Origin of the sequence: Mesobacillus sp. MER 48 (assembly GCF_023714225.1) — a bacterium.
Lineage (GTDB): Bacteria > Bacillota > Bacilli > Bacillales > Cytobacillaceae > Mesobacillus > Mesobacillus oceanisediminis_A.
This window is the reverse complement of the sequence record NZ_JAMAUR010000002.1, coordinates 509,984-527,923: the sequence shown is the minus strand read 5'-3', so window position 1 is coordinate 527,923 and position 17,940 is coordinate 509,984. Positions and strand designations below refer to the sequence as shown.

Genomic DNA, 17,940 nt, shown 5'->3' with positions numbered 1-17,940 from the left:
CGAAACCAGGTTCATGAGGATATTAAACCGCTTGATAAAAAGCAATACACAAACTGAAAGAACTATTCTCTTAACATGGTTGATAATTTCTTAAAACAAGTTCTAATTTCATTAATCTCTCAAAGTACAGCTATAATCGGACATATAATCTTCATACAAAGTCCTTGGATAATAAAAATATAATTATTTGCGTGTAATGAAAAAAGCGGACCCTGAAAAGGATCCGACTTCTGATTATAGTTCTTTCAAAATGTTTTTCAGTGTATCTGCCAGGTCATCTTTGTGTACTTCCTGCATTTCACCGTTTTTGCGGATTTTTACTTCGACGATTCCTTCACTGGCTTTCTTGCCGACGGTGACTCTTACTGGCAAACCAATGAGGTCCGAATCAGCGAATTTCACTCCTGGGCGTTCCTGTCGGTCATCCAGCAGGATTTCCATTCCAGATTGCTGCAGGCTGGAATACAGTTCTTCAGCCAGGTCTGCCTGGGCACTGTCCTTCATGTTCACAGCGATCAAATGGACATCGAATGGAGAAATATTCGTTGGCCATACGAGTCCATTTTCGTCATTGAATTGCTCGGCAACTGCTGCCATTGTACGGGATACCCCGATCCCATAGCAACCCATGATCATCGGTTTGGACCTTCCATTTTCATCAAGGATTTCAGCATTCATTGATTCACTATACCTTGTGCCAAGCTTGAATACATGGCCTACCTCGATTCCCTTTGCGAAAACGATCGTTCCCTGCCCATCAGGTGATGGATCTCCTTCTTTAATAAAACGAAGATCAGTAAAGGCTGCAACCTTGAAATCACGGTCAGGGTTTACATTTGTATAATGGTAATCTTCTTCATTGGCACCGCAGACACCGTTGACGATTGCTTCAACAGCATGATCTGCAAGCACCTCTACGCCATCCACTCCGATTGGTCCCAAGGAGCCGACTGAGCAGCCAAGTACTTCTTTAGTTGTATTGGTGTCTGCTAATTCAACATTAGCAGCTCCATAATAATTTTTCAGCTTGATATCATTCACTTCATGGTCGCCACGTACTAAAACAAGTACAAAGCGATCATCTACTTTGAACAGCAGTGACTTGATGCAGTCTTTTTCTTCTACATTCAGGAAGCTTGAAACTTCTTCGATTGTCTTCTTGCCTTCTGTGCGAACCTTTTCCAGCTCCTTAGCCGGCTCGCCGCTCTTTTCGTACACTGCAGTGACTGGAGCCATTTCGATGTTCGCAGCATAATCGGACGTATCAGAATAAGCAATGGTATCCTCTCCAATATCCGAAAGGACCATGAACTCGTGCGTGTCCTTTCCTCCCATTGCTCCCGAATCAGCAATGACCGCACGGAAATTCAAGCCACATCTCCGGAACACATTGGAGTATGCCTGGAAAATGCGTTCATATACCTCATCCAGACTCTCCTGTGTCGCATGGAATGAATACGCATCCTTCATGATGAATTCGCGGCCGCGAAGGAGTCCGAATCTTGGGCGCTTTTCATCGCGGAATTTCGTTTGGATCTGATAAAGTGTCAGCGGCAGGCGCTTATAAGACTTTACTTCGTCACGCACAATGCTGGTGATGACCTCTTCATGAGTTGCACCGAGGGCAAACTCACGATCATTCCTGTCCTTCAGTCTCATTAGCTCTGGTCCATAAGAATACCAGCGGCCGGATTCCTGCCAGAGTTCCGCTTGCTGAAGTGCAGGCATGAATAACTCTGCCGCACCGGCATGATTCATTTCTTCCCTGATGATTGCCTCTACTTTTTGCAGGACCTTTCGCCCTAAAGGCATGTATGTATAGATACCGCTGGCATTTTGGCGGATGAAGCCGGCTCTTAGCAATAGCTGATGGCTTTTTACATCTGCGTCTGCTGGTACTTCTCTTAAAGTAGGAATAAGCGACATACTTTGCTTCATTGATTAACACCTCATTATGATAATTTCATATCTTTTGAAAAAATCTTCCTGCCCGATGAATCCCGGGCAGGAAGTCCATTTCTATCCTTCTGTTTTTTACAGGAAAAACCTTTGAATATCGTTCCATGTGACCACTAGCATCAGAAGCATCAATAACGCGAATCCAATGAAGTGGACCATTCCTTCTTTTTGCTTGTCGATTGGTTTTCCTCTAAGCGCTTCAACTGCAAAAAAGGTCAGCCTGCCGCCATCCAAAGCTGGGAATGGAAGCAAGTTCATGATCCCAAGGTTAATGCTCAGGATCCCAGCCCATTTCATTAAATAGAAAATCCCTGACTTGGCTACAGTATCAGTGGACACATAGATTCCTACCGGGCCCGACAAGGCGTCAATCGAAAATTGGCCAGTCAGGAGTTTCCCCAGCATGGAGAAAATTTCAGTTGTCCAGAAATACGTTTCCTTGACTCCGTATGAGATCGATTTTAATGGTGATTTTTCAACAGGGCTATAAACACCAATCAAACCGATTTTTTCACCTTCTACGTCTTTCACTTCAGGCGTAACCGGCACATCCATGCTCTGTCCTTCACGGTTAATCGAGAAATCAAGCTCATTTCCAGGGTTTTTGCGGATGATTTCCACAACATCCTGCCAGCTTGAAACTTCTGAGCCTTCAATGCTGTTGACTACATCACCTTCCTGAAGACCAGCCTTAAGGGCACTGCCATCAGGAGTTAGCTTGCCCAGTACCGGTTCATTCGATGGAATCCCCTGGAACAAAGCAAGGATAATGAAAATCACCATTGCCAGGATAAAATTCATCATCGGTCCTGCGAAGATTGCCATTGTTCTTTGGCCAAGTGTTTTAGAAGCGAATTGCCTGTCAAATGGCGCAATCTGTGTTTCTACGCCGTTTTCGACAAGTACCGCTGTTTTACTGACCGGAAAGGTTGTCAGAAGGCTGTCGTCCTCCCCTTCCTCGTAACCTTTAATAAAAAGCTCGTGTTCAATATCCGCTTTTTCAACTTCGATGACTCTTGCATCAGGATACTTTTCCTTGTTCGTAAGGATGATTTTTTGAACTTCATCATTCTTATTAAAAAGCAAACCCACTCTGTGCCCTGGCTTGATTTCAATCATTTCAGGGTCTTCGCCAGCCATTCTCACAAAGCCGCCGATGGGGAGGAGACGGATCGTATAAACCGTTTCATTTTTCTTGTGCGAGAAGACTTTAGGACCGAATCCAATCGCAAATTCCCGGCAAAGGATGCCAGCCCGCTTGGCGAATATCAGATGCCCAAGTTCATGGAAGAATACGAGGGCGCCAAAAATAACAATGAAGGCTATAACTGTATTCAAATTATCTAACCACCTTTTTTAAGGATAAGAATCCACTTTGTTAGACTCACCTTTATACTAGCGAATTTACAAAGTTTCTTGTTTCTCTGTCAACCTCTTGGATAGTTTCGAGGTCTGGAGTTTCAATGATGCCATGGTGTTCCATTGCTTTCTCTATTAAGTCTTCAATTTGGAGGAAAGTGATTTTGTCCTCTAAAAAGGCGGCAACCGCGGCTTCATTTGCCGCATTCATCACTGCAGGCATCGTACCTCCTGCCCGCCCGGCATCATAAGCAAATTTCAGGCAGCGGAATCGTTCAAAATCCATATCCTTGAAATGAAGCCTTCCTATTTCGGCCAGGTTCAGCCTCTTTCCTGACACAAGCGGCAGCCTGTCTGGGTATGTAAGAGCATACTGAATCGGCACTTTCATATCTGGCGTCCCAAGCTGGGCGATGATACTGGTATCATGGAATTCAACCATCGAATGGATGATACTCTCCCTGTGGAGCAGAACCGAAATATCGTCATAAGGAAGAGAAAATAGCCAGTGTGCTTCGATTACCTCTAAACCTTTGTTCATCATTGTCGCGGAATCAATCGTTATTTTTGCTCCCATCGACCAGTTAGGGTGGTTCAAAGCATCTGATTTTGTCACACCATGCAGTTCTTCCCTTGCCTTGTCCCTGAAGCTCCCTCCAGATGCTGTAAGGATTAGACGCTCAATATTCTTTTCTTTTTCTCCCTGTAAAGCCTGGAAGATGGCGGAATGTTCACTGTCGACCGGAAGGATGGCCACGTTATGGCGTTTTGCTTCTTCCATGATGATATGGCCTGCGGTGACAAGTGTTTCTTTATTTGCAATCGCGATGGTTTTGCCTGAACGAATTGCTTCGAGTGTCGGCTTTAACCCTACACTGCCAAGTACAGCGTTAACAAGAACATCAGCCTTGCTAAAAATCGCTGTTTCTTCAAGACCAGCCAGTCCATGTACTATTTTGACCGATGGAAATTCTGGCTTTAAACGGTCAGCATCATCCTTCTCCTGTACCGAAACCAGTTCTGGCTGAAATTCATTGATGATTTTGCCGCAAAGCTCTATGTTCCGGCCAGCAGACATTGAAACAAGTTTGAATTCCTCAGGATGTTCCCTGATGACTTCAAGTGTCTGGATCCCAATCGATCCTGTCGCACCCAACAAGCTGATTCTTTTCACAATTCTTTCACTCCTAATATCTTCAACGGGGTTTTAATGTCCACCCCCGGAACGATCATGCGTTTAGGTTCTATCTTAGAATAAAAAAATCAATCACAACAGATGGATTAAGTGGATTAATGGCCAGACAAACAGCAGACTGTCAAACCTGTCTAGCATGCCGCCATGTCCAGGAAGGATGTTGCCTGAGTCCTTTACATTATAATGACGTTTCAAAGCAGACTCTACAAGATCGCCTATTTGTCCAAAAACTGATAAGAAGGCAGTCGCAGCCAATAGGATAATGGCCGATACGTCCATATCACCGAATATGCTGAACAGCAGCGCAACGACAAGCGCGGATGCTACACCGCCAAAAAAGCCCTCGGTCGTCTTGTTCGGGCTGATTTCTGGCCAAAGCTTATGTTTGCCAATTGCCCTTCCGATAAAATACGCTCCTGAATCGGTCGCCCAAATGATGAAAAGCGAATAAAATACATAAATCAGGTTTGCTTCCCGTGTTTCAATGAAGAAATAAAAACCAAGTCCAACATAAAGAGTCGACATAATCGAAAAGGCAACATCTTCAAAAGTGAAGCGATTTTTAGTGATGACAGTATATGTCAAAAACAAAAGTACTCCAAGGAAGAAAAGCTCCAATTTTGTATAATCAATCTCATTTAAAAAGCCGCTGTACTGACTGGGAATCAGGAAAATCCATAATAGGAGCAGAGATAGAATCCCCGGAACTGAGAAAAGATTTAACTGCTTCATTTTCAGCGCTTCATATAAGGCTACGGAAGCTATTAAATATACCATTGCGATGAATGGCCAGCCTCCGAAAATCACGATTGGAAGAAAAATAGCTGCTGCTATGACTGCTGTAATGATTCTTTGCTTCATTTACTTATTCACACCTTTTTTATACTCCTCCAAAACGCCGCTGACGGCCCTGGAATGCTTCTATTGCTTCAATTAAATGTTCTTCGTTAAAGTCGGGCCAAAGTACGTCAGTGAACCAGAACTCCGTATAGGCAAGCTGCCAGAGCATGAAATTGCTCAAACGGATTTCTCCGCTTGTCCTGATCAATAAATCGGGATCATTCATGTCCTTTGTCATCAAATATGAAGAGAAGGCTTCTTCGGTTAAATCATCTTCTGAAATCTTGCCATTTTTTATATCGATCATGATTTTTTTGACACCATCTAAAATTTCTGCCCTGCTACCATAATTAAGGGCAAAATTCAGAACAAGGCCTGTATTATCCTTTGTATCCTCCATCGCTTTCCCGACCGCTTTTCTTGTATGCTCTGGAAGCTTATCCATATAGCCAATCATTTCGACACGGACATTTTCTTCAATCAATTCAGGAAGGAAGGTACCCAGGAACTCTTCTGGCAGCTTCATCAGGAAATCAACTTCCATTTTCGGCCTTTTCCAGTTTTCTGTAGAGAAAGCATATACAGTCAGAGTTTTGACTCCAATTTCATTGGCCAGTTTTGTTATTTTGCGGACAACCTTCATTCCTTCATGGTGGCCAGCTACACGGGGCAACGCACGTTTTTTGGCCCAGCGTCCGTTTCCATCCATGATAATGGCTACATGGGACGGGACTTGATGTTCTTTTATCTGAAGTATACGATCTCGGAAACCGGAAGGACTTGGCTCCTTCTTCCACGGATTCATTTTATTTAACATTGTGACAGCTCCCCCAAAAGATTATCTTTAGCACCATTCATTCAATCCGGCTGACTTTTCCCGGAAATGGTCTGGCACTGAAGCTGGACTGCTCACCAAAAGCCATAGAGTAATCCTTTTCTTCTCTCTTTCTTTTCCATATGCCACTATCATACCAAAAAAGAATAAAGATATCTCTATAAACGGATGGACTATGCGTGATATTATTTTGTTTTTGTCTGCTCCATTTCAATAGCAGCCTTATAAACAGACTATGTTGTTCAAAAGTAAAACAGAATAATACGGCTGATATTATTATATTCTATCATTCAGGCCGTTTACGTAAACTCATTGTTTTATGTACTTTACGAAAATTTGCAGTTTTATCAGAATGAAAGCTGATTCCACTTCCCAAAAGTCTCTCTAGCAAAACCCTGACTTAGTTGGCTGGTGCCAATTCCACTTTTCTTCATTCCCGCTAATATGTATAGAGAAAAAACCCCCTGGAAAACAGAGGGTTTTCGATGATCATTACCTGGAATTAAACTTCCATGATTTCTTTTTCTTTGTCTTTCGCAATCTGATCGATCTTGGCAATATGCTCATCAGTAAGCTTTTGAATATCGTCAGAGTATCCACGAAGGTCATCTTCAGTGATTTCTCCGTTTTTCTCTAGTTTCTTCAAATCTTCATTTCCATCACGGCGGATGTTGCGGACAGCGATTTTTGCTTCTTCAGCTTCCTTTTTCACGAGCTTCGCAAGTTCTTTCCGTCGTTCTTCAGTTAGCTGAGGAATCGCGATTCTGATGATGGATCCATCATTAGCTGGGTTTAGCCCCAAATCAGACTTTAGGATTGCCTTTTCAATTTCGCCAAGGATTGACTTATCATACGGCTGGATGACCAGAAGACGTGCTTCCGGCACAGAGATTCCCGCAAGCTGATTGACCGGAGTTGGTGCACCATAATAATCCACCTGAATCCTGTCTAAAAGAGAGGCATTTGCCCTCCCTGCACGGATGCTGGCAAGTTCGCGTGTAAAAGCTTGGATCGCTTTTGACATTCTTTCTTTTACATTAGCAATAGCTTCTTTTGGCATTAGTTTTTCCCCCTCACGATTGTTCCGATTGTTTCACCCATTACTGCCCGTTTAATATTCCCCTTTTCCATAATTGAGAATACAATTAACGGGATATCATTGTCCATACATAGGGATGACGCAGTTGAATCCATGACAGCAAGACCTTCCTTCAACACATCCAAATAAGAAAGTTCTTCGTATTTAGTCGCATTCTTATCAACGCGCGGATCAGCAGAGTATACACCATCGACGTTATTTTTCGCCATAAGGATTACATCTGCTTCGATTTCTGCAGCCCGGAGTGCAGCAGTAGTATCCGTCGAGAAGTACGGATTCCCTGTTCCGGCAGCAAATATAACAACGCGTTTCTTCTCGAGATGTCTGATTGCCCTTCTTCTGATATACGGTTCTGCAACCTGACGCATTTCGATGGAAGTTTGAACCCTTGTCTCGATTCCCGCTTGTTCCAGACTGTCCTGCAATGACAGGGAATTCATGACGGTAGCAAGCATGCCCATATAGTCTGCCGTCGCTCTGTCCATTCCCATTTCTTCGCCGATCTTGCCTCTCCAGATATTTCCTCCGCCTACTACTACAGCGACTTCCACATCCAGTTCAGCAATCTCCTTTACCTGGTCTGCAACATTTTTGATTACCGACGGATTGATGCCAAATCCTTGTTCTCCGGCTAATGCTTCTCCACTTAACTTTAAAACAACTCTTTTGTATTTAGGGCTGGTCATAGGGTACCTCCATATGTAATTTAAGGCTTTCCGAAAGCAGGCATGCTCACGGAAAAAACCTAATTAAAGCTATGTCCAAAAACAGGGAACACTGGAGTGTTCCCTGCAATTACATAGGCTAGTGAAAGATTATTTCTTGTTTACCTGATTCATTACTTCTTCAGCAAAGTTATCTTCACGCTTTTCGATGCCTTCGCCTACTTCATAACGAGTGAACTCACGAAGTGTTCCGCCTTTTGATTCAACAAACTGGCGTACTTTTTGGTCAGGGTTTTTAACGAATGCCTGGTCAAGAACACAAACATCTTCGAAATATTTGCTTAGGCGGCCTTCAACCATTTTAGCAACGATGTTTTCCGGCTTGCCTTCGTTAAGAGCTTGTTGAGTAAGGATTTGACGCTCATGCTCAACTTCTTCTTGAGATACTTCGTCACGTGATACATATTTAGGGTTCAATGCAGCGATGTGCATAGAAACGTCTTTAGCAGCTGCTTCGTCAGTAGTTCCTTCAAGAACTGAAAGTACGCCAATGCGTCCGCCCATGTGAAGGTAAGCACCGAATGCATCGTTATCAGTTTTAGTTACAACTTTAAAGCGGCGAAGTGACAGTTTCTCACCAATTTTAGCAATTGCATTGTTGATAGTAGTTTCTACTGAATCGCCATTTTCCATAGTTTGAGCATTAGCTTCTTCTACAGATGCTGGCTTATTCTTAAGAAGGTGCTCAGCGATTTCCTTAACAAGAACCTGGAAGCCTTCGTTCTTTGCTACGAAGTCTGTTTCAGAGTTTACTTCTAGGATGACTGCTTCATTTCCTTCTGTAAGGATGTAAGTTGTACCTTCCGCAGCGATACGGTCAGCTTTTTTTGCAGCTTTAGCGATACCTTTTTCACGAAGGAAATCGATAGCCTGGTCCATATCACCATTTGTTTCCTGAAGTGCCTTTTTGCAGTCCATCATACCTGCGCCAGTTTTTTCGCGCAATTCTTTTACCATTTGTGCAGTAATTGCCATAATGAAATTCCTCCTAAAATCTCGGTTATATGTAACTATACTTTATTTTAACTTGATTTTGCCAATATAAACCCTAACGAGGCTTATATGGAATAAAGTCTTAAAAAAAGGTGATAAAGGGCGCTTCCCTATATCACCTTATTTTAAATTAAGCTTCTACAGTTTCTGTAGTTTCTTCGCCTTGCTTAGCTTCGATAATAGCGTCAGCCATTTTAGATGTAAGCAATTTAACAGCGCGGATCGCGTCATCGTTCGCAGGGATAACTACGTCGATTTCGTCTGGATCACAGTTTGTATCAACAATTCCAACGATAGGAATGTTCAATTTGCGTGCTTCAGCAACAGCGATGCGCTCTTTGCGTGGGTCAATGATGAAAAGAGCATCTGGAAGAGTCTTCATATCCTTGATTCCGCCTAAGAACTTTTCTAAGCGCTCTTGCTCTTTTTTCAATTGAACTACTTCTTTCTTTGGAAGTACTTCAAAAGTTCCATCTTCAGACATTCTTTCAATGTTCTTAAGACGAGAGATACGCTTTTGGATTGTTTCGAAGTTTGTTAAAGTACCGCCCAACCAGCGTTGGTTCACATAGTACATACCAGAACGAGCTGCTTCTTCTTTAACAGAATCTTGAGCTTGTTTCTTAGTACCTACGAAAAGAACAGTACCGCCGTTACCAGCTAGCTCTTTCACGTAGTTGTATGCTTCTTCAACCTTCTTAACAGTCTTTTGAAGGTCGATGATGTAGATGCCGTTACGCTCAGTGAAGATGTATTTCTTCATCTTAGGGTTCCAACGGCGAGTCTGGTGACCGAAGTGTACACCAGCTTCAAGCAGTTGCTTCATAGAAATTACTGACATTGTGTTTCCTCCTAATGGTTTTGATTTCCTCCGTCCAAATCACCTTCAGCCAGGAACTGCCTGGCAGCACCATCTGGCCAAATCATTGAACGTGTGTATTAACACCATGAGATAATATAGCATAAATAAAACTGACAATCAAGTTAATCTTTCGTATTTTGCCGAAATTTAAGCAAAAGTTCAATCTCTGTTTTCCCTTTATCAAGATCCCTGGCTATTTCTTCGATCGTCAGCCCCTGATGTCTCATGGCTGTAACCTGATCAAACAAGCTGAGTTCTTTTGTTTCTGGCCCCGGATCCGCAGTTTGGCCGCTATCGATTTCTGTCTCATCCGTATCTCCAGGGGTAATTGTGGTTGTTTCACTGGCTTTATGATATGCCTGTCTTGCAGCGTGATAAGATATACCTTTACCGGGACGGTGTTGTTGGATTTCGTGGTCTCTGGCTTCGGGGTCCTTCTGTGATCCCATATCTGTTACATCAGCAGGCTTTTCCGCTTTGTCCGTATTTAATTTAATATTGCTGTTTGACATCAACTCAAGAAACTTATCATTCTCTTCTTTCAATTCAAATAGATAGGACGAAAAAATCTCTTCCATTTCGCTGATGATTTTTCCCTGTTTTTTTTCTGCTTCAACAAGCCGATTCTGCCGTAAATATAATAGGATAATGGCGAAGATTGCTGCCGCGTTCAGTATGAGGCTTAAGAGTAGTAGAAAAGTGGTCATTATATCCCTCTATCCGCTGTAATCAATCACCTTCCCTTTATAAGGGTGGTGTGGCTGTACATCTTGATCATCCTTGCTTTTTTTATCGTCCCTGCCTTTTTGCTGATGGTGGCCTGGTTGGCCGCCATCCTGATTCAGGCGGGCTTCCTGCTTCTGGTTGTTTTTAATCACCGTTTTGCGTTTTAATTCATCTTCCTTCGTCACACTTTGTGCCGCATGTTCCTGAAGATGCTGTCCCCGCTGTTGAAGTTGCTCTTGAATTTTGCCGGCATCATGTGTCCTCGGAAGAGCAATCTGCATTTCGATTGCTTTGAGGCTCATCATGTCACTTCCTAACTAGTGATGGTTCGAGTTTTACAATCGGATTAATCGAAATCTCACTATTTTCGAGATGGAAATTCACCTTTTTATATATCTGGTTTGTCAGGAAAGCGTACTTCCCGAAAAAAACTTTCGTATTTGGAAATACCTTATCATTTACGGTTAAGCAGGAATTCAATCGATCTTGTTTTTCAAGCTGTAAAAACTCCAGATCGGCCAACAGTTCCTCAAGGGATTTTTCAACTTGCAGCCTGGTATTCCGCTGTTTCGCTATCATTTGCTTCTTCTCGTTCGTTAAGGTACCTGCATGCCTGCCAATTTCAGCAAGCTTCACTTCTATTTCTGTCAGTTTCCGGATATTGATTTTGGCTGTTTCGATGGAAGCAATCGTGTCCTGTTCAGTTTTCTCCAACAATGGGTCCCAGCCCACAGCTAATTCTGTTTTAGTAAAGAGCTCATTCCCCAATTCCTTGACTGAAATATTTCGGCCAGCCGAAATAGTGCCTCCGATGATGGTTCCAGTTTGGCAGTCCACATTTCCAGCAGCTGTCAGTTTGCTGTGCAGAATGGATGTCTTGACAATGATATCCTGGCCAGCTTTTACATTTGCCTGGTTAAGGTAATTGGCGAACACGTTCCCGCCTGCAGTCAGCCGGCCCTTCATGGCTCCGGCCACTCCGCCTTTAATGACAATATTCCCTCCAGCCTGGAGATTGGCTGCTTCAACAAGTCCATCTACGATGATATCCCCGCCGGCTTTCAGTTCATAGCCGCTGGGAACATTGCCTTTTATGACGATATTGCCTACAAAATCCAAATTCCCTGTTCTCAGATCAAGATCTCCTCTTACCTCATACACAGGATTAACGGAAATGGATTTCTGCGTAACACTCATTTGTCCATCGCATACGGCATAGAATTGTCCAGCTTCGAACACAACATTATTCCCTGCTTTAACCTTTAGCGGCCGGCCAGGCTTTGCAGGAATGATTCTTCCGGTCACGTCTTTTCCAGGTGTTCCATTGACAGGAGGGACCACACTTGCGAGCAGCTGACCTTTCGTTACTGAAGGGATATGCATAATCGTGCGGAAATGAAAGACTTTCTGTTCCTCAATGCTTGTTTGTTCTAGTTCATTGCGCAGATAGGAATCTTCACCATCCACATTCTCCATTCCAACCGCTATTGCCACAGGATATTCAACAGAAGCAGGACTTTCGGCAATTTGCGCCAATACATCCATTTTAATACCGAACACGACTTGCTCTTTCTCCAAGTAACTCAATAGATTTCGAACAGATATAACAAAATCCTGATCCTGGATATTGAGTTCCAGTTCTGCAGAAAGCCTATCTTTGGATATCCTCACTAAATAATCCGTCGCCAAATCCATCTCCTGCCTTCTATCAGGCTGACTCCAGCCATTTTCTTAGCTTAAAAATTGCCTTTGAATGAATCTGCGAAATTCTGGAGGTAGATAAATTCATGACTTGACCGATTTCTGTTAATGTTAATTCTTCTTTGTAAAACAAACTTAATACAAGCTGCTCTTTATCATTCAATTTAGAGATTTTATCAGCTACTTCTTCAAGCAGTTCAGACTTTATCAGCTTGTCCTCAGGAATTTCAGCCTTATCGTCCTTGATTATGAATGACTGGTTATCACGCTCATCATTTTCATTTGGATGCTCATCTATTGAGAGGACATTCGCGAAAAAATGTTCATTTATAGTCGTGTATATCTCCGTTTCATCCATATTCAATTCTGTGGCGATTTCCTCGATGGTCGCATTGCGCATGTGGCGCTGTTCGAGCCTCTCAATTGCTGCGTCTATTTTCTTTGCTTTTTCCCGGGTACTTCTTGGGAGCCAGTCTTCCTTTCTTAATCCGTCCAAAATTGCCCCGCGAATCCGAAATGAAGAATATGTATCAAACTTCAGATCCCTGTTTGGATCGAATTTTTCCAGAGCATCATATAATCCAATCATTCCTAAACTTCTTAAATCATCCCTGGAAACACTCTTCGGAAGACTCACAGAGATTCTTTGCACATGGTAGGAAACAAGTGGCATATATTTTTTTATCAGCATATTCCCCGCATCCGGATCTCGGGATTGTACCCATTTATCCCATGTAATCTGTTCTTCCGAAGTGGATCCTCGCACCATTGTCATCCTCCTCACGCGCATTACGCTTTTTTCTAGTTGCTATCCAAACTAAATCTCACTATTCCCTTTATTCACAGTCCTGATCTGCATTAAACCGGTCTTCGGGTCGAATTCTATGGTCCTGCCGCTATTGCCGCCGACATCGTGGGCCATAAGCGGGATACGAAATTCTTTCAATTCCTGTAAAACTGCCTCTACATTCCTTGGTCCGATTCTCATCATGTCACTGCTGCCTGAAAATTGGAACATTTGTGCGCCCCCGGCAATCTTTGCTTTAATGCCTGCCTGTCTTGCACCTGATTGAATCATGAGCTCCAAAAGTTCTTTGATTGCTGTATCAGCGAATTTCGCCTTATTCAGCGGTTCGGTACGGGAGAGTAATGAATCGGGAAGCATAACATGCGCCATGCCAGCCAATTCAGCACCCTGATCATACAGCACTACGCCAACACATGATCCCAGTCCAGTGGTCCGGATCAAATCAGGAACTTTCACAATATTCATATCGGCAATGCCCACTTTAATGATTTCTGCTGTTTTATGCATCCACCTTTACTCCCAGCGCAGAAAAAATGATATGGAATGAATCCGGATCAGGCAACAAAAAGAAATGGCCTTTCACACTTTCTGGCAGCTTTGCATCTTCTTCATCCAGTGCAGTATCAATCACGATTGCGTAATCACTTACCTGTGATAACTCCAACAGCCCAAAACTGATGACTGCCCCCACCATATCAATACTAAGAGCAGGAACAGATGGATACAGGCTCAAATTTGTAAAATCGGACAATGAAGAAAGATATGAACCTGATAGAATATTCCCTAATTCTTGAAGTGCCGACAATGCCAGCTCATTGTCCTGTTCATCGGTGAATGTGAATGTCTGGTTCTTAGTCAGCTGGCGGATATATTTTTCTGCCTGAGGGAGAGGAAGGATAAAAAACATACTCCCTGGAGCCTCCCCCTCAATCCGGAGGAATACGCTCGCTACAACATTGTCCGCGCCTCCTGCCAGTTCCATCACTTCATCGAAAGACACAACTCTGACACTGGGCACCTTCATATCAATCTTTTTATTCATTAAGGTAGATAAGGCTGTTGCAGCATGTCCAGCTCCAATATTACCTACCTCTTTTAAAATATCCAGGTGAACGTCCGAAATGCTTTTTAGAAAAGTCATAGCCAGATTCCTTTCCGCCTATAAAGCTTTTTCTTCATCGGACTCAAGAATTTTATCCAAATCAATTAAAATCAATAACCTTCTGTCGAGATTGGCAACTCCTTTGATGAACCCCTCTGCAGCAAGGCCTACTACCTCCGGCGGGGGTTCAATCATGCTTGACGGTATATCAATGACGTCATTTGCTCCATCCACAATCAAACCTACTTCTTTATCCTCATCCGCAACAATGATGACTCGAGTGCTGTCTGAGTAACTTTGTTCCTCCATGCCGAACCTGACACGCAAATCCAATAGCGGAGTAACCACTCCTCTAAGGTTCATAACCCCTTTCACAAACGGGTTCACATGTGGAACTCTTGTGATATGCATGATTTTTTCAATTGACCTAACCTGACTAACAGGAACCGCATATTCTTTTTGATTCAATTGGAATACGATCACTTTCAAATCTGAAACCAAACTTTCAGCCATCTTTATCACTCCTAAAATATCATTCTTCCTTAGCCAGCCAAGGAATTTATTTAATCAATGCGTTGCAATCCACGATCAATGCTACCTGGCCATCACCAAGAATCGTTGCACCGGAAATCGCAAAAACATTGGTTAAGTAATTTCCTAGCGATTTAAGGACTACCTCTTGCTGGCCAATGAAGGAGTCGACGATCAAACCAGCCATTTTATCTCCTTTTCGAACGATAATGACAGAGTGGAATTGATCCTCATCACCTTCGTAAGGAACCTCGAAGATATCTTTTAGGAATAGCAGCGGGACGACCTTGCCCCTGAAATCAATCACCTTTTGATTATGGGCATTCATGATTTCAGAATCCTTGATTATCGCTGTCTCAATGATGGAAGACAGAGGAATAGCGAATTTCTCTTTCTGGATTTCCACTAACATGACCGAAATGATTGATAATGTAAGCGGAAGCTGTATCGAGAAGATCGTGCCCTGATTCTCCTTGGAATCAATAGAAATCGAGCCTCCCAGTGATTCGATGGTATTCTTAACAACATCCAGGCCTACTCCACGTCCTGAGATATCCGAAATAGTCTCTGCTGTAGAAAAACCTGATGAAAGAATCAATTCAAATGCTTGTTTATCCGTAAAGCCAGCAGCAGATTGTTCCGTAATGATTCCCTTGCTGATGGCTTTTTGCAATACTTTGTCTTTGTTGATTCCAGCACCATCATCTTCAATTTCAATGAACACATGGTTTCCGCTATGGAATGCACGCAGCACCACGGTTCCTTCTTCGTTCTTGCCCTTGGCCCTGCGAGCTTCGGGTGATTCAATGCCATGGTCTACAGAATTTCGCAGTAAGTGCACAAGCGGGTCGCCTATTTCATCAATGACAGTACGATCCAATTCTGTTTCCGCGCCGACGATTTCAAGATTGATTTTTTTATTCAAGTCCCTCGCTAATTGGCGAATCATTCTAGGGAAACGATTGAATACCGTCTCCACCTGCACCATCCGCATATTCAGGATGATGTTTTGCAAGTCTCCGGAAATCCTGGACATACGCTCAACCGTTTCAGTTAGTTCACCATTCTCCAATTCCTTGGATATTTGCTCTAATCGGCCGCGGTCGATGACTAATTCTTCAAATAAATTCATGAGAATATCGAGCCGTTCGATATTTACACGGATAGTTTTGCTATTAGTCTGCTGTTTAATGCTGCTCTTACCGTCTTGGACAGGCGCTGCCTCTGATATTGCATTGGCAGAGGACGATTCAGCTGCTGGGGCCTTTTCTGTATCTGTAACGGCTGTTTTTTCCGGGATTTCAATCGTTAATTCTGGGTTTGCTGTATTGAAATCGATTGGCATTACATCCGTTTTGACCACTTCAGATACCTTCATTATCTTGCCTTTGACATCTTCAGGATTCTCCCTTGTGATGATCGTTACAGAAAACTCATCATCAAACTGCTCTTCCTCTAGCTGTTCAACTGAAGGGTTCGCTTTGATTACCTCTCCGATTTTTTCCAGCACTTCAAATACCATGTACACCCGGGCAGCTTTCAGCAGGCAATCTTCACGCAATCCGATTTGTATTTCATACACACCGAACCCCTGCTCTTTAGACTGCTTTAAAACGGTCAGTTCAAATTCATCATAGTTGGAGGAGGACTTAGGAGATGCTTCAAGCGTTGCAGCAGCAGCCACTTCCAAATCTGCCGAACGGGACAAGGGCTCTCCCTTTTCAATTAACTTCAACTTCTCGACTGTATCGGAAACGTTCTTCTTCCCATCTCCTCCGGCAGCAATTGATTCAACCATTTCCTCGAGATGGTCAACAGCCATAAAGATAACATCGAGTATTTCTGGAGTCGTGAGCAAACGATTATTGCGGATAGCATCAAGAACGTTTTCCATTTGATGCGTCAGGCTAGCGAGATCCTCATATCCCATCGTTGCTGACATCCCTTTTAACGTGTGGGCAGATCTAAAAATTTCATTAATGATCGATAAATCCTGTGGATTTTTCTCCAGCTCGAGCAGCTGCTCATTACAGTTCTGCAAATGCTCTCTACTTTCTTCTAAAAACACTTCAAGATATTGGTTTAATTCCATGTGCACCGCACCTCCGGCCTTAAATATAATTCATGATTGTGTCAGCAATGTGATCGACATTTGCCACTTCATCAACCATGTTCGTTGCAATCGCTGCTTTAGGCATCCCAAATACAATCGATGTATCCTGCGATTCGGCAATCGCTTTTACCATGCCGTTCTTTTTCAATTCAACCAGCCCTTTTGAGCCATCCGCACCCATCCCGGTCATGATGACAGCGATTTTCGAGTAATTCTGGATGGTACTGACCGACTCGAACATTACGTCCACGGAAGGACGATGACCGTTTCGGGGAGGTGATTGACTCAGGCTGATTGCCAGAGCCGGGCCAACACTCTTAACCTCGAGATGAAATCCTCCAGGTGCTATATATGCTGTTCCTTTTTGCAGCAGCTCTCCATCCTCCGCTTCCTTGACGGTAATCTCGCTCAAGGAATCCAGTCGGCTGGCAAGGGACTTGGTAAAGCCAGGCGGCATGTGCTGGACAACAAGCACAGGCACGCAGATATCTTTTGGAAGTGATGTTAAAACTTGCTGCAGAGCCCTTGGCCCGCCTGTTGACGTTCCGATACAGACGATTTTTTTTGATTCTTGACTGAATCTTCTGTTGTACAGGGCCTCAGCTGGCTTTTTCTCTGGTTCTATTGCAATGGATAACTGTTTCCTGACCGTTCTTGGTTCGTGCTGACTGTTTATTTTGGATAGATTTGCCTTGCTCGCAGACAACACTTTCTGAATTAACTCTGTTTTGACTTTATGTAGATCAATTGATATGGATCCTGAAGGCTTTGCCACAAAATCCACAGCACCTGCCTGAATTGCCTGCAGTGTCGTGTCCGCACCTTCTTTAGTCGTGCTGGAAAGCATGACGACTGGAAGCGGGCGTTCCTGCATGATTATTTTCAGGACATCGAGCCCATTCAGTTTTGGCATTTCGACATCAAGCGTAATGACATCAGGGCGCATTTCCCGGAATTTCTTTACTGCATCCTCTCCGTTTCGCGCCGAGCCAATAACCTCTATCTCTGGGTGTTCTGATAGAAAGTCGCTGATCAGCTTTCTCATGAAAGCTGAATCATCTACGATGAGAACTCTTATCTTTTCCACTCGAC

General features: G+C 43.3%; 18 protein-coding genes. All 18 read right to left on the bottom strand.

The window, feature by feature from the left end:
- Positions 1-234: 234 nt before the first annotated feature.
- The 18 genes from M3593_RS08875 to M3593_RS08790 all read right to left on the bottom strand — a co-directional run bounded on the left by M3593_RS08875 (position 235) and on the right by M3593_RS08790 (position 17,935).
- Positions 235-1,938, bottom strand: a complete 1,704-nt coding sequence (locus tag M3593_RS08875) for a proline--tRNA ligase (protein ID WP_251541981.1) — start codon at positions 1,936-1,938, stop codon at positions 235-237.
- A 96-nt stretch (positions 1,939-2,034) separates the two neighbouring features.
- The gene (gene rseP / locus M3593_RS08870) at positions 2,035-3,297 is read right to left on the bottom strand and encodes an RIP metalloprotease RseP (protein ID WP_251541990.1); all 1,263 of its coding nucleotides are present in this window, start codon (positions 3,295-3,297) and stop codon (positions 2,035-2,037) included.
- A 52-nt stretch (positions 3,298-3,349) separates the two neighbouring features.
- Positions 3,350-4,492, bottom strand: a complete 1,143-nt coding sequence (gene dxr / locus M3593_RS08865) for a 1-deoxy-D-xylulose-5-phosphate reductoisomerase (RefSeq protein WP_251541991.1) — start codon at positions 4,490-4,492, stop codon at positions 3,350-3,352.
- Between the two features lie 93 nt (positions 4,493-4,585).
- Positions 4,586-5,374: a phosphatidate cytidylyltransferase gene (locus tag M3593_RS08860; protein ID WP_251541992.1), complete on the bottom strand. Its 789-nt coding sequence runs from the start codon at positions 5,372-5,374 to the stop codon at positions 4,586-4,588.
- Positions 5,375-5,393: 19 nt separating this feature from the next.
- Positions 5,394-6,170 (bottom strand): undecaprenyl pyrophosphate synthase, encoded by a 777-nt coding sequence (locus M3593_RS08855; protein ID WP_283905074.1) that lies wholly within the window; start codon positions 6,168-6,170, stop codon positions 5,394-5,396.
- A 520-nt stretch (positions 6,171-6,690) separates the two neighbouring features.
- Positions 6,691-7,248 carry a ribosome recycling factor gene (gene frr, locus M3593_RS08850; protein ID WP_251541993.1) on the bottom strand — a complete coding sequence of 186 codons (558 nt, stop codon included), beginning with the start codon at positions 7,246-7,248 and terminating at the stop codon, positions 6,691-6,693.
- Positions 7,248-7,973, bottom strand: coding sequence for a UMP kinase (pyrH, locus tag M3593_RS08845; protein ID WP_079508458.1), 726 nt, complete (start codon positions 7,971-7,973; stop codon positions 7,248-7,250). Before pyrH ends, frr begins: the two co-directional genes overlap by 1 nt.
- A 129-nt stretch (positions 7,974-8,102) precedes the next feature.
- Positions 8,103-8,987 carry a translation elongation factor Ts gene (gene tsf / locus M3593_RS08840; protein WP_144474899.1) on the bottom strand — a complete coding sequence of 295 codons (885 nt, stop codon included), beginning with the start codon at positions 8,985-8,987 and terminating at the stop codon, positions 8,103-8,105.
- A 148-nt stretch (positions 8,988-9,135) separates the two neighbouring features.
- Positions 9,136-9,846 (bottom strand): 30S ribosomal protein S2, encoded by a 711-nt coding sequence (gene rpsB / locus M3593_RS08835; RefSeq protein ID WP_144474898.1) that lies wholly within the window; start codon positions 9,844-9,846, stop codon positions 9,136-9,138.
- A gap of 143 nt (positions 9,847-9,989) precedes the next feature.
- On the bottom strand, positions 9,990-10,574 hold the full coding sequence (locus M3593_RS08830; RefSeq protein WP_144474897.1) for a hypothetical protein: 585 nt from the start codon (positions 10,572-10,574) through the stop codon (positions 9,990-9,992).
- Positions 10,575-10,583: 9 nt separating this feature from the next.
- Complete coding sequence (locus tag M3593_RS08825; RefSeq protein WP_251541994.1) at positions 10,584-10,898, bottom strand: hypothetical protein; 315 nt, start codon at positions 10,896-10,898, stop codon at positions 10,584-10,586.
- Position 10,899: 1 nt separating this feature from the next.
- Positions 10,900-12,288 (bottom strand): flagellar assembly protein A, encoded by a 1,389-nt coding sequence (locus tag M3593_RS08820; RefSeq protein WP_251541995.1) that lies wholly within the window; start codon positions 12,286-12,288, stop codon positions 10,900-10,902.
- A 13-nt stretch (positions 12,289-12,301) separates the two neighbouring features.
- Positions 12,302-13,063, bottom strand: a complete 762-nt coding sequence (locus tag M3593_RS08815) for a FliA/WhiG family RNA polymerase sigma factor (protein WP_144474895.1) — start codon at positions 13,061-13,063, stop codon at positions 12,302-12,304.
- 48 nt (positions 13,064-13,111) lie between these two features.
- The gene (locus M3593_RS08810) at positions 13,112-13,609 is read right to left on the bottom strand and encodes a chemotaxis protein CheD (RefSeq protein WP_144474894.1); all 498 of its coding nucleotides are present in this window, start codon (positions 13,607-13,609) and stop codon (positions 13,112-13,114) included.
- On the bottom strand, positions 13,602-14,243 hold the full coding sequence (locus tag M3593_RS08805) for a chemotaxis protein CheC (protein WP_144474893.1): 642 nt from the start codon (positions 14,241-14,243) through the stop codon (positions 13,602-13,604). The genes M3593_RS08810 and M3593_RS08805 overlap by 8 nt, the downstream gene beginning before the upstream one ends.
- A gap of 18 nt (positions 14,244-14,261) precedes the next feature.
- Positions 14,262-14,717: a chemotaxis protein CheW gene (locus M3593_RS08800; RefSeq protein WP_144474892.1), complete on the bottom strand. Its 456-nt coding sequence runs from the start codon at positions 14,715-14,717 to the stop codon at positions 14,262-14,264.
- A 46-nt stretch (positions 14,718-14,763) separates the two neighbouring features.
- Positions 14,764-16,827: a chemotaxis protein CheA gene (locus tag M3593_RS08795; RefSeq protein WP_251541996.1), complete on the bottom strand. Its 2,064-nt coding sequence runs from the start codon at positions 16,825-16,827 to the stop codon at positions 14,764-14,766.
- Positions 16,828-16,846: 19 nt separating this feature from the next.
- The gene (locus M3593_RS08790; protein WP_283905066.1) at positions 16,847-17,935 is read right to left on the bottom strand and encodes a protein-glutamate methylesterase/protein-glutamine glutaminase; all 1,089 of its coding nucleotides are present in this window, start codon (positions 17,933-17,935) and stop codon (positions 16,847-16,849) included.
- Between the last annotated feature and the right edge of the window lie 5 nt (positions 17,936-17,940).

Coding starts and splice junctions, on each gene's coding strand:
- pyrH (WP_079508458.1), bottom strand. CDS start 7,973: ATGACCAGCCCTAAATACAAAAGAGTTGTTTTAAAGTTAAGTGGAGAA.
- M3593_RS08815 (WP_144474895.1), bottom strand. CDS start 13,063: ATGGTGCGAGGATCCACTTCGGAAGAACAGATTACATGGGATAAATGG.
- frr (WP_251541993.1), bottom strand. CDS start 7,248: ATGCCAAAAGAAGCTATTGCTAATGTAAAAGAAAGAATGTCAAAAGCG.
- rpsB (WP_144474898.1), bottom strand. CDS start 9,846: ATGTCAGTAATTTCTATGAAGCAACTGCTTGAAGCTGGTGTACACTTC.
- M3593_RS08810 (WP_144474894.1), bottom strand. CDS start 13,609: ATGCATAAAACAGCAGAAATCATTAAAGTGGGCATTGCCGATATGAAT.
- tsf (WP_144474899.1), bottom strand. CDS start 8,987: ATGGCAATTACTGCACAAATGGTAAAAGAATTGCGCGAAAAAACTGGC.
- M3593_RS08800 (WP_144474892.1), bottom strand. CDS start 14,717: ATGGCTGAAAGTTTGGTTTCAGATTTGAAAGTGATCGTATTCCAATTG.
- M3593_RS08830 (WP_144474897.1), bottom strand. CDS start 10,574: ATGACCACTTTTCTACTACTCTTAAGCCTCATACTGAACGCGGCAGCA.
- M3593_RS08795 (WP_251541996.1), bottom strand. CDS start 16,827: ATGGAATTAAACCAATATCTTGAAGTGTTTTTAGAAGAAAGTAGAGAG.
- M3593_RS08860 (WP_251541992.1), bottom strand. CDS start 5,374: ATGAAGCAAAGAATCATTACAGCAGTCATAGCAGCAGCTATTTTTCTT.
- M3593_RS08875 (WP_251541981.1), bottom strand. CDS start 1,938: ATGAAGCAAAGTATGTCGCTTATTCCTACTTTAAGAGAAGTACCAGCA.
- M3593_RS08855 (WP_283905074.1), bottom strand. CDS start 6,170: ATGTTAAATAAAATGAATCCGTGGAAGAAGGAGCCAAGTCCTTCCGGT.
- M3593_RS08805 (WP_144474893.1), bottom strand. CDS start 14,243: ATGACTTTTCTAAAAAGCATTTCGGACGTTCACCTGGATATTTTAAAA.
- M3593_RS08820 (WP_251541995.1), bottom strand. CDS start 12,288: ATGGATTTGGCGACGGATTATTTAGTGAGGATATCCAAAGATAGGCTT.
- M3593_RS08825 (WP_251541994.1), bottom strand. CDS start 10,898: ATGATGAGCCTCAAAGCAATCGAAATGCAGATTGCTCTTCCGAGGACA.